This window comes from Pseudomonas sp. SZ40 (assembly GCF_052958135.1).
The window spans coordinates 40,321-51,357 of sequence record NZ_JBQWIF010000027.1 but is presented as its reverse complement, the minus strand read 5'-3'; the positions used below and the strand labels follow the sequence as shown (position 1 = coordinate 51,357).

Below are 11,037 nucleotides of genomic sequence, written 5' to 3'. Positions count from 1 at the left end.
TGATCAATGAAATTTTCAGAGGTGAGCGTTCTGCCGCTGATCGTTACGTGGTACCTGGCTTTCATTCCAATCGACAAAGCCTGAGGCCTGCACAAGGCTGGCAGCAGGGTGTTGCAAAAAGGCGTTGATGGACTGGCTGGCTTCATGCACAGCGGCAGTCGGTACTGTTTCGATGCCGGAACGCTTCATCCCTGGCTTAACCTGTGCTTCCTGCTGCGCGCGGTCACTAGATGTAGTGTTGCCGGTGCAAGCGTGGCGAGCGGTGTTCTGTATGGGCCGACCGACCTGGGTCGTTCGGTGACGCTGTGTATCTGCTTGCCGGAGTGCGATGGCCGGTGACCGTTCAGTGCACCGAAACGACTCTGGGCATGGACTTTTTCAGGGCATCTATGCTTGGGTCCATTTTGGCCAAAAACCCAACATGTAGGTGTTTGGCGAGCTGGGGATACAAGATAGTGCGATGGGGGAGCTAAGGCAACCCCTAAGGCCTGTGGATAAATCTGTGGGTTAATGCGGGGTAAGTGGCGCAAAAGCCCATGAATACTGGCGATGGCAGAGTTGGCGGCCCGATTGCCGCAGGCAGTTTTTTTTCCGGGGCCGGCGAGGGAAATTCACTTCGTCACATAAACACAATATGTAGGGTTTATTCGTGAACGTTGGCCTGCAATATGCAAATGCGCCGCAGCTCGCCCTCGGCACGCGCCCCACCGACGGTATGCATGGATCCGATCGCTTTCAGGGCAGGATCAGCGCCCTGTGTTTCAGGGCGCGTTTCTGCGCGTCCGGCAGTTCATCGCGATCTCCATAGGGTGCGGTGTACCAGCCGCCATAGGTTGGGTTGGGCAACAGGAACCAGCGCTGGCCGAACCAGGCCTGATAGGGCGCTACGCTCTGGCGTTGTTCGCCCAGGCGATTGGGCGCGGCGATGAAGTCGCCGTAGCTGTCGCCTACCAGCAGCAGAACCCGAGCGCGCTCGCCGACCCACTGGCGGCGACAGGTCTTGTCCGACCCGGCGCTCTGGCAACCGCCGATGGCGGTTCCCGCAGTGAGGATTTGCCCTTCGTCCGCGATGGGGAAACCCGCCTGGCGCAAGTTGCGCAGGGTGTCGGCTTCCTGGCCGGGCTCGCGATTGGTCAGGTAATAGGCGCTGATGCCAAGCTTGGCAGCCGCCTGCAGGAAGGCTACCGAGCCGGGCAGGGCGCGGGCTTCGGCCTTGGCCACCCAGCGATACCATTCGGCGTAGTCATAAGGGCCGCCATCGACTACCGACTTGGCATTCACGGGCGTGTTGTCGAGCAGCGTTTCGTCGATATCGACGATCAGCGCGGGCGGCAGGCCCGCCAGGTTGCGCGGCGGTTGTGCCAGGGCATCCCAGTGCGGATCGGCCAGCGCAGGTTGCAACTGACGGGTCGCGGCGGCGTAGACCTGGCGATAGAGCAGCTCGTGCTCGATGGAGGTTTGCGTCCACAGTACCGCGTCGAGCTGATCATGCGGTTTGGGTGTTTGCTGGCAGCCAGTCAGCAGGCTTGCCAGCAAGCAGAAGGTCAATAACGATGGCGTGCCACGCATTTGGGATGCTCCTTGTGTTTCCGACACTGGTTCAGATGAAACGGCCGCAAAACGTCGGTAGCGGACGGCCATATTTGCGCGTTGCGCGCCATATTGGTGGGCTGAAGCCCACCCTACGGCACTGGTTCAGATGAAACGGCCGCAAAACGTCGGTAGCGGACGGCCACATTTGCGCGTTGCGCGCCATATTGGTGGGCTGAAGCCCACCCTACGGCTCTCAGCGGTTCATTGTGGTAGCGGGCCACGCCCGCGAAATCACGGGCATGGCCCATTCCCACAGGTTAAACGTTGCGTCAGAAACTCACGGTTGCGGACAGGCGTGCGGTGCGTGGGTCGCCCGGGAACAGGTAGCCATCGCCCTGGTAGGCGCCGGTGTCGCGCCAGTAGCGTTTGTCGAACAGGTTGTCGACGGTCAGGCGCAATACCGTTTCATAGCCTTCTATACGCGTGGTGTAACGGCTGCCGAGGTTGAATACCGTGTAGTCGGCGACCTTCACCGTGCCGCTCGGGTTGGCGTACTTGCTGCCGCTGTACTGCAGGCCGCCGAGCAGCGACAGGCCCTGGACGCCGGGGATCCGGTAATCGGCCGACAGGCTGGCGCGCACGCGCGGTACGTTGACCGCCTGATGGCCTTCATAGGCTTCGGTGCCGCTGTCGATCGCTCGGGCGCGAATCACCGCAGCGCTGGCCGACAGTTGCAGATCGCGGGCGGCCTGTCCGCTGGCGGAGAGCTCCAGGCCGATATTGCGCTGCTTGCCCTGCTGCACGTAGGTCAGGGTGCCATCGTCGTTGGGGCGGCTGTATTGCAGCGCCTGGTCGATACGGAACAGCGCTGCGCCCAGGCTCAGGCCCTGCCAGTCACGTTTGAAGCCTGCTTCCAGCTGGCGGGAAATGGTCGGCGCGAGAATTTCGCCATCGTTGGTGGTGAACCACGGCGCTTCGCCGCCCAGGGACAGGCCCTTGCTGTAGCTCACATACAAGGTGGTGTCGGCCTGCGGCTTGTAGAGCAGCGCGGCATTGGGCAGCAATTCGCTGCGCCGGGTGCGGCGGTCACTGATGCCGCTGCTGGTGAAGGCTTCTTCGTCCAGACGCACCTGACGCCCGCCGAGCAGCACCTGCCAGTGCTCGTCGAAGCTGATGCGGTCGCTGAAGAACAGGCCGTACTGGCGGCTGTCGAGTCGGCGATTCTTGGGGTTGAGCGGGACGTCGGTCGGGGCGAAGTCGGCAACGTCTTCATTGATGTTGCCGGTACCGATTGGCACGTTTACCGAACTGCGACGATCCACCGTGCGACGCAGTGCACTGCTGCCTACGGTCAGCTCGTGGCCGATCGTGCCCGTAGTGAAGGCGCCCGATAGCGTGGCCTGCAGTTCGTCATGGCGGCGGGTGTCGTCCGGGCTGCGGTAGTCGTAGATGTCGTAGCCGCCTTCCGGGCTGAAGTGTGCAAGCCAGTCGCTGCACCCGGAGTCCGGGCTGCAGCCATACGGAAAGCTGCTGTAGTCGTCGATCACCACCTGGCTGCGCGAGGCATCGATGGCGGCTTTCCAGTTGTCGTCGAAGCGATATTCGAAACGCCCGCCCAGGTTCAGTGAGTCGATACCTACCGGCTTCGACCAGCTCTGATGGCCCAGGCGTTTATCCGGGTCGACGCCGCTCGGCACCTGAGTGCCGCCAAGCAATTGATACCCGGCGACCGAGCGCTGCTCGCGGGTCTGGTATTCGGCGTCGAGTTGCAGCGTGGCGTTGGGCGACAGGTTCCAGTCCAGCGCCAGGGAGATGAAGTCGCGCTTGCCGTCGGCATGCTCGACGAAGGAGCGAATGTCCTCGTGGGCCAGGTTGAGGCGCAGGCCCAGCTCCTGCTCGTTGCCAAACCAGTGACCGAGGTCGGCGGCGATATAGCGCTCGCCATCCTGATTGCTGGCCACGCTCAGCGAGCGCACTTGCTCGGTACGCTTGGTCACGTAGTTGACCAGCCCGCCGGGCTCGACCACGCCGCTCTGCAGGCCGGACAACCCCTTGAGCAACTCGACCTGCTGCTTGTTCTCCAGTGCCACGTTCTGTTCGCCGACCACGCTGCGACCATTGACCCGGTAGCTGTTGGCGGCATTCAGCGAGAAACCGCGCACCACGAAGTTCTCGTAGTAACCGATCGGGGCATAGGCTTCGCCCACCGACGCATCGTTCTTCAGCACATCGCTGAGCAGGCGCGCCTGCTGGTCGTCGAGCAACTGCCGGGTGACCACCGAAACCGATGCGGGGGTATCGAGCAGCGGTGTCTCCGTGAAGCCTCCGACCGTGGCGCCGCGTGCTTGATAGCTGTCACCGGCCTGATCTTCGATGGTGGTGGCGTCGAGGGCGACCACCGAGTCGGCAGCCCATGACAGCGTCGGGCTCAGCGCAATGGCGAGCAGGGTCGGGGCAAAACGCGGGCGAGGCAGGGCCATGCAAGTTCCTTGGGTGCGGAGGTCGGCGATTGGCTATCCGGTACGCGGGCGATTTTTGTCGGCACAGGGCGGCCATCGCTTGGCGGGGCGGCATTGTCGCTTATCGGCCGAGCACTTGCCACGTTCGAGAAGCGAAAGGACGGGCGAGGGGAGTTAGCCGGCCATTGCACATGGATGCCAAGGCGTTGGCCAATGCCTTCGCATCATATTTTTTATGCGTGCAAGGTATCTGCGGCGGATGGCCCATCGTTGGTGGCTTATTTCCCAATGTTCATAACGGCTGCTTTTTTATTATTTAAGCAAGCATAGGAGCCTGTGCCTTCATGGCTGTAGCCGTGGCCTCGGGCGGTCGCGGTCTCGATGGTTCAGGAGCGTCATTACATGAAACACAGGTTCGATACTGGTTTGCGCAGGGTACTTGCGTCCCTATTTACCGGGCTGCTGGCTCTGACTGCCTGCACGGCCGTGCTGGCGGAACCGCCGCTCAAGGAGATCCGCATCGCCGTTCCGGATCTCAGCGCCAGTGGCAAGCACAGTGGCGGTGGCATCGTCGATGTGCTGCGCAGTCAGCAGGTTCTGGAGAAAGAGTTCGCGGCGGATGGCATTTCCATACAGTGGAGTTTCTTCAAGGGCGCCGGGCCAGTGGTCAACGAGGCGCTGGCCAACGGCCAGGTGGATCTAGCGTATCTGGGCGACATGGCATCCATCGTTGGCAAGGCCAGTGGGCTCGATACCCGACTACTGAGTGCGACCGCCCGCGATATTCGTATGTATCTGGGCGTGGTGCCTGGTTCTGCGGTGAAGAGCCTGGCTGATCTGCGCGGCAAACGAGTGGCGATCTTCCGGGGTACGGCCTACCAGTTGTCCTTCGCTCAGGCACTGGCCAGTCAGGGCCTGCGCGAGCGTGACCTGCAGGTGATCAACCTGGACGGCAATGCGTCGTCGGCCGCCTTGGCGGCCAAGCAGATCGACGCCACCTGGGGCGGCGCCAATCTGATCTCTCTGCAGCAGCGTGGCCTGGCCGAGCTGCCTTTGAGCACCGACGATCTGGGCGGTGCCGGCAGTGTACAGGCGATGCTGGTAGGCGCCGGTGGCTTCGTCGATCGCCACCCTGAAGTCGTCCAGCGCCTGATCGAGGCCCAGCAGCAGGCGGTGCGATGGCTGCGTGATGAGGCCAACAAGCAGGCTTACGTGGAGCTGGTCGCCGATTTGTCCGGTTACCCGCGCACCCTGCTGCAGAGCGATCTCGACGCCAGCGACGTGCAGCGGATGTTCGACCCGCGCCTGGATGCCGAATTCCTGGCCAGGTTGCAGGCCGGGGTCGATCTGGCTGTCGAGCAGCGTCTGATCCGCAAGGGTTTCAAGGTCGCCGAGTGGGCCGACCCACGCTTCCTGGACACGGCGCTGAACGCGGCACCTGCGGTCGCCGCCCGTCGCTGAACGCCATCCTCTCGTCCGTCCGTTGCTCAGCCTGAAGGGCGGCTTGCAGGCGTTCCTTCTGCTGCTCTGACGCTCAGGCCGCTGCTGCCGCTGCGGCCAGGTCCTGATCGCACTGTTTGATCAGGTCGATCATTGCCCGTGCCGCCGGCGAGAGTCGGTACCCCGTACGTGTGACGATGCCGCAATGAGCTTGCAGCGTCATGCTCTGTGGCAGGTTGCGCAACGCCAGGCGCACCAGCTCGCCGCGCGCCAGGCTCTCGTGCAGCGCCTCCAGCGGGCCGACGCCAATGGCGTCGGTGTTGCGCACTATCTGCTCCAGCAGCGGGAAATGCTCACACTCGATGTGCTGTTCGAAGCTGGCCTTGCCGCTCAGGTTGGCCAAGGCCTTGCGCGTGCCCATGGGGATGCGCACGGCTGCCAGCGGGTACTCGAACAGGTCGTTGGTCGACAGGCTTTCCTTGGCTACCAGCGGGTGCGTGGCCCGGCAGAAGAACACCGTCGGGCGAGGTGTGAGGGCGTAGGCCTGGAAGTTCGGATCGGCGTGAAACGGGCGGATGTCGGCGATGAAGAATTCGATCTCGTTGCGGCTCAGGCTGCGCCCCAGGCTTTCCCAGTTATTGACCAGTAGCCGCGGGCGAATGCCCAGATAGCGAGCCATGAACTGCATCAGGCTGTCCGGCACCAGTTTTGCCGCAGGCACTGGGCCCGAGCCGAAGTGCAGCTCACCGGCATCGAGCTTGCTCATCTGGCTAACTTCATTGGCGAGGTTGCTCGCGCCCTGCACCAGGGAGAGAGCATGCTGCAGCACCACCTGCCCCTCGGGCGTGGGCCTTAAATCCTTGCTGCCGCGATCCACCAGCTGGCAGCCGAACTCGTGTTCCAGCCCTTGAATGCTGCGGCTGAAGGCCGGTTGCGTGATGCTCATGGCTTCCGCTGCGCGAACGAAACTGCGGTGCTCTGTCAGGGCGATGAAGTAGCGAAGCTGGCGCAGATCCATGATGCATTCCCGGCATTTGAAAAATAGGTTTTAGGCATTTGCGAGTGCCATGGCCGGTGGTTTTAAATGCAGACTCTTATTCCGTCAAACGCAATTTTATTATTTAAATAGAACTAGATTGAATATTAGCCTGCTGAGCGAGTGCAAGGATCTGCCCATGAATGTCGATGTCTCGGCCTCGAGCCCGGCCCCTGCGTGGCGTTGTCGCCCTGGTTGATCGGGTTCACCCGTCACCTCCCTTAGAACCTGCCTTTCCATAGGGCCACGTATTCATGTGGCACGGCTTCGTGCGGCCTGCTTTCCGCGCGCCATGATCAAGGATCACGATTGATGAGTTCGACACCACCCTTCATCCGGCGCCGCCTTGCCGGGCGCACGGCCATCGTGCCACGCATCGCCTCTGCCGATTACGCCCTGACTCTGTTTCTGACCGTGGCCGGGTTGGCCGCCAGCGGCCCGCTGCATGCGCAGAGCGCCGCGGCGCAAGCCAGCGTTGCGCAGGATGATGCCGCCCTGCAGAAGGTGACGGTCACGGCGCGCCGTCGCGAAGAGGACGCTCAGGACGTACCCACGCCGATCACCACGCTCAGCGGCGCCATGCTGGAGTCGCAGAAGGTCTATCGCGTGCAGGAACTGCAGCAGGTACTGCCCAGCGTCAACGTCGCCTACATCCACGCCCGCCAGTCCAGCGTCGCGGTACGCGGCATCGGCAACAACCCGGCCAGTGACGGGCTCGAGGGCAGCGCTGGCATCTATCTGGACAACATCTACCTGGGGCGCCCCGGCATGGCGGTGTTCGACCTGCTCGACGTCGAGCAACTGGAGTTGCTGCGCGGGCCGCAGGGTACGCTGTTCGGCAAGAACACCACGGCGGGAGTGATCAACATCACGACCCGCAAACCGACGTTCACGCCGGAGCGCAGCTTCGAAATCTCGGGTGGCGAGCGCGGCTACTTCCAGGGCAAGGGCAGCGTCTCCGGTGGCCTCACCGATACCCTGGCCGGGCGTCTGTCGTTCTACCGAACTCGAGAAGACGGCTACATCGACAACCAGCATGACAGCCGCACCTTTCTGGGGGGCGAGCGGGAAGGCCTGCGCGGACAGCTGCTGTTCGAGCCGAACGAGGATTTCAGCCTGCGCTGGATCACCGATTACAACCAGGAAAAATCCACCAATGGCGTGTGGGCGCTGTACGGGGTGTCCGACCGTTTCCGCGAGCGCGCTGCGCTGATCGGCACCAACCCGCAGTACGACATCAAGAAGCGCGAGGTGAATATCGATTCCGAGCAGGCGGTCAACGTCTGGCAGGGCGGCACCTCGCTGGAGGCCAACTGGCAGCTCGACGGCGGCTATACGCTGACCTCCATCAGCGGCTACCGCTACTGGCATTTCAGCCCGCTCAACGACACCGACCTCACCGATCAATCCGCGATTCGCCATGGCGGGGTGGAGGTGCATGACCGGCAGTTCTCCCAGGAAATCCGCTTGGCCTCGCCGACTGGCGAACGCTTCGACTACGTGCTTGGCGCCTATATGTTCCGCCAGAACCTGGGCAACAAGACGGTGCAACGTTACGGTCCGCAGGCCGACCTGTTCCTGACGGGCGTCAATCGTGGGGTGTTCAACGATGTCACCACGCAGACCAACGGCAAGATCGTCACCGACAGCTTCGCGCTGTTCGCTCAGGGCAACTGGCACCTGACCGAGCGTCTGGACCTGACCATCGGTGTACGCGGTACCTACGAAGAGAAGCAAGCGCGCCTGCACCGCTTCGACCCGCAGGGCGGCGCCAACCTGGCGCCGGCCGTGGATGCCATTCGCCAGCGCCAGATGGGCGGGCTGGATACCGGTGAGTTCGGCCTGCACAACGCGGCGCCGTCTGGCCTGATCAGCCTCAGCTACCGGGCCAGCGACAACCTGCTCGCTTATGCCTCGCTGGCCCATGGTGAAAAATCCGGCGGGGTCAATCTGGTCGCACCCCAGGCGGGCCTTGGCAGTGATTCCCTGGTGGTCGGGCCGGAACGCGCCAACGATGCCGAGCTTGGCTTCAAGAGCACGCTGCTCGGCGGCCGCCTGCAGTTCAATGCCAACCTGTTCTGGACGGGCATTCATGGCTACCAGGCCACCACGCTGACCACGCCGCCGGGCTCGCTGACGGCCACCTCGGTTATGGCCAACGCCGGCAGTGTGCGCTCGCGTGGTCTGGAATTGGAAACCAGCTATCGGCCGATTCGGGGGCTTACCCTGAACTTCAACGGTTCGTTCAACGACGTCACCTACCTGAGCTTCAAGAATGCGCCCTGCCCAGGCGAAGTCAGCACGGTCAACGCTGCAGCGGTCTGCGACCTCACCGGCGAACGGGTGGTTGGCGCTTCACGCTGGATCGGCAACCTCAATGGTGAGTATCTCTGGCAACTGGACAGCGGCCTGCGGCCATACGTGACCGCCGGTTACGCCTACCGCTCCGAGGCCGAAGGCACCCTGGACAACTCCGATCTGTCGAAGATCGACGGTTACGGCCTGCTCAATCTCTCCGCTGGGGTGCGTGTCGACCTGGGCGACGGCGAACTCGATACCTCGCTGTGGATGCGCAACGTCACGGATCAGGACTACTACCTCACCGCATTCGCCTTCACCAACGGTTCCTACACCGCGTCGGTCGGCCAGCCACGTACGGCAGGCCTGACCCTGCGTTACGACTTCTAAGCGCCCTCAAGGAGCACGTCATGACTCAAGCTGTCGCCGTATCAACCCCGCCTGCAGAGCTGGATCTGTTTCCCGTCGCTGGCCGCATCGGCGCCGAAGTGCGTGGAGTGCAGTTGTCCGCGAACCTCGACGAAGCCAACCTGGCGGCCATCGAACGCGCGCTGCTGCGCCACAAGGTGCTGTTTTTCCGCGATCAGGCGCTGGATGACGCCGAGCAGGAAGCGTTCGCCAAGCGCATCGGCGAACCTGTCGCCCATCCCACCGTGCCGGTGCGTGACGGCAGCCGCTACCTGCTGGAACTCGATAGCGCCCACGGCACCAGAGCCAACACCTGGCACACCGATGTGACCTTCGTCGATGCCTACCCCAAGGCTTCGATCCTGCGCGCGGTGGTAGTGCCGGCTGCCGGTGGCGATACCGTATGGGCCAATACCAGTGCCGCCTACGAGGATCTTCCCGAGGCGCTGCGCGCGCTGGCCGACACGCTGTGGGCAGTGCACAGCAACGATTTCGACTATGCGGCGAAACGCCCGGATGCCGACCCGGTGCGCCTGGAGCAGTACCGCAAGGTCTTCGCCTCCACGGTCTACGAGACCGAGCACCCGCTGGTACGCGTGCACCCTGAAAGCGGTGAGCGCAGCTTGCTGCTCGGCCATTTCGTCAAGCGGATCAAGGGGCTCTCGCAGAGCGATTCGCAGCGTCTGTGCGAGGTGTTTCAGGGCTACGTGACACGCCTGGAAAACACCGTTCGCTGGCGCTGGCGCGCGGGTGACGTCGCCATCTGGGACAACCGCGCGACCCAGCACTATGCCGTCAACGACTACGGTGACCAGCCTCGCGTGGTGCGCCGCGTAACGCTGGCCGGTGACGTGCCGGTGAGCATCAGCGGCCAGCGCAGCAGAACCATCAGCAAATCCTGATCCGCGCCTGCCACCGAGGTGGCAGGGCAACCCATCTTCACGAGGCGCACCACCATGACCCAGACCGCCCACCCGCTGCAGCAGACAGCGAGCCATGATGACTTTCGCATCGAGCCCCAGCAGGCTCCGCTGGGCGCGATCGTCCATGGCCTCGATGCACGGCAGTCACCGAGCCCGGCGCAGATCCTGCAACTCAAGCAGGCGCTACGTGACCACCACATTCTGATCTTCCGCGACCAGCAGCTCGATGAGGCGCAGTTCCTGCGTTTCACTTCCTGGTTCGGTTCGGTATTCCAGCCCCATCCGGACTTTCTGGTGCTGTCGTCGGGCGCGGACGGCAAGGCACCGGATATCGTCAAGGTAGCCAACACAGAAGACGGCGAACTCGGCCATAGCGAGCTGTCGGCCCACTCGGATCATCACTGGACGCCCACGCCCTCGAGCGGCTCGTTGCTGTATGCCCAGGAGGTGCCGCAGCACGGCGGAGAAACGGTATGGACCAACCTGGCCCTGGCCTACAGCACGCTGGACGAGCAGACCAAGGCCGAGATCGAGGGATTGCGGCTCATCAACTACAACCCATTCGTGCGCATCCGCAACGGTGACTATGGCCGCATGGGTTCGATTGCCTACCGCACGCCGGACATCGAACCGATCCAGGGCACCGAGCACCCTCTGGTGCGCACCCACCCCGAGAGCGGCAAGCGCCTGCTCTATCTCGGCGCGCGTACGGAAGTGGAGCTGGTTGGCGTGGCACCCGAGCGTGGCCAGGCACTGATCGCGCGACTGCGCGAGCACTTGGCCAGGCCTGAACTGTCTTACAGCCATCGCTGGAGCGTGGGCGATATCGTCTATTGGGACAACCAGGCCACCCTGCATGCACGCAACGCATTCCCTGCCGAGCAGCGCAGGCGCCTGCAACGCATCAGCCTGGCGGGAAGCCGACCGTTCTGAATGGCGG

Annotated in this window: 8 protein-coding genes; 4 read left to right on the top strand and 4 right to left on the bottom strand. The window is 63.2% G+C overall.

The genetic code is table 11. The features are described from left to right. Window positions 1–15 precede the first annotated feature (15 nt). From ACT9T4_RS19330 to ACT9T4_RS19320, 3 genes are all read right to left on the bottom strand, one after another. Window positions 16–189: a hypothetical protein gene (locus tag ACT9T4_RS19330; RefSeq protein ID WP_156152666.1), complete on the bottom strand. Its 174-nt coding sequence runs from the start codon at window positions 187–189 to the stop codon at window positions 16–18. Window positions 190–735: 546 nt separating this feature from the next. After that, window positions 736–1,569 (bottom strand): HAD family acid phosphatase, encoded by an 834-nt coding sequence (locus ACT9T4_RS19325; protein WP_179537787.1) that lies wholly within the window; start codon window positions 1,567–1,569, stop codon window positions 736–738. Between the two features lie 293 nt (window positions 1,570–1,862). After that, window positions 1,863–4,013, bottom strand: coding sequence for a TonB-dependent siderophore receptor (locus ACT9T4_RS19320; protein WP_499118490.1), 2,151 nt, complete (start codon window positions 4,011–4,013; stop codon window positions 1,863–1,865). Between the two features lie 381 nt (window positions 4,014–4,394). On the opposite strand from ACT9T4_RS19320, the gene ACT9T4_RS19315 reads away from it, so the two are divergent. Then, complete coding sequence (locus ACT9T4_RS19315) at window positions 4,395–5,453, top strand: ABC transporter substrate-binding protein (protein ID WP_499118489.1); 1,059 nt, start codon at window positions 4,395–4,397, stop codon at window positions 5,451–5,453. Between the two features lie 73 nt (window positions 5,454–5,526). On the opposite strand, the gene ACT9T4_RS19310 is transcribed toward ACT9T4_RS19315, so the two are convergent. Beyond that, on the bottom strand, window positions 5,527–6,450 hold the full coding sequence (locus tag ACT9T4_RS19310; RefSeq protein ID WP_499118487.1) for a LysR family transcriptional regulator: 924 nt from the start codon (window positions 6,448–6,450) through the stop codon (window positions 5,527–5,529). Between the two features lie 330 nt (window positions 6,451–6,780). On the opposite strand from ACT9T4_RS19310, the gene ACT9T4_RS19305 reads away from it, so the two are divergent. The 3 genes from ACT9T4_RS19305 to ACT9T4_RS19295 are packed head-to-tail and all read left to right on the top strand — an operon-like array spanning window position 6,781 to window position 11,030. Beyond that, on the top strand, window positions 6,781–9,156 hold the full coding sequence (locus tag ACT9T4_RS19305) for a TonB-dependent receptor (protein ID WP_499118486.1): 2,376 nt from the start codon (window positions 6,781–6,783) through the stop codon (window positions 9,154–9,156). Between the two features lie 20 nt (window positions 9,157–9,176). Further along, window positions 9,177–10,076, top strand: a complete 900-nt coding sequence (locus ACT9T4_RS19300; RefSeq protein WP_499118484.1) for a TauD/TfdA dioxygenase family protein — start codon at window positions 9,177–9,179, stop codon at window positions 10,074–10,076. Between the two features lie 54 nt (window positions 10,077–10,130). Next, the gene (locus ACT9T4_RS19295) at window positions 10,131–11,030 is read left to right on the top strand and encodes a TauD/TfdA dioxygenase family protein (protein ID WP_499118482.1); all 900 of its coding nucleotides are present in this window, start codon (window positions 10,131–10,133) and stop codon (window positions 11,028–11,030) included. Window positions 11,031–11,037 lie beyond the last annotated feature (7 nt).

Excerpts from the sequence above, each read along its gene's own strand:
- ACT9T4_RS19330 (WP_156152666.1), bottom strand. The coding sequence starts at position 189 with ATGAAGCGTTCCGGCATCGAAACAGTACCGACTGCCGCTGTGCATGAA.
- ACT9T4_RS19325 (WP_179537787.1), bottom strand. The coding sequence starts at position 1,569 with ATGCGTGGCACGCCATCGTTATTGACCTTCTGCTTGCTGGCAAGCCTG.
- ACT9T4_RS19320 (WP_499118490.1), bottom strand. The coding sequence starts at position 4,013 with ATGGCCCTGCCTCGCCCGCGTTTTGCCCCGACCCTGCTCGCCATTGCG.
- ACT9T4_RS19315 (WP_499118489.1), top strand. The coding sequence starts at position 4,395 with ATGAAACACAGGTTCGATACTGGTTTGCGCAGGGTACTTGCGTCCCTA.
- ACT9T4_RS19310 (WP_499118487.1), bottom strand. The coding sequence starts at position 6,450 with ATGGATCTGCGCCAGCTTCGCTACTTCATCGCCCTGACAGAGCACCGC.
- ACT9T4_RS19305 (WP_499118486.1), top strand. The coding sequence starts at position 6,781 with ATGAGTTCGACACCACCCTTCATCCGGCGCCGCCTTGCCGGGCGCACG.
- ACT9T4_RS19300 (WP_499118484.1), top strand. The coding sequence starts at position 9,177 with ATGACTCAAGCTGTCGCCGTATCAACCCCGCCTGCAGAGCTGGATCTG.
- ACT9T4_RS19295 (WP_499118482.1), top strand. The coding sequence starts at position 10,131 with ATGACCCAGACCGCCCACCCGCTGCAGCAGACAGCGAGCCATGATGAC.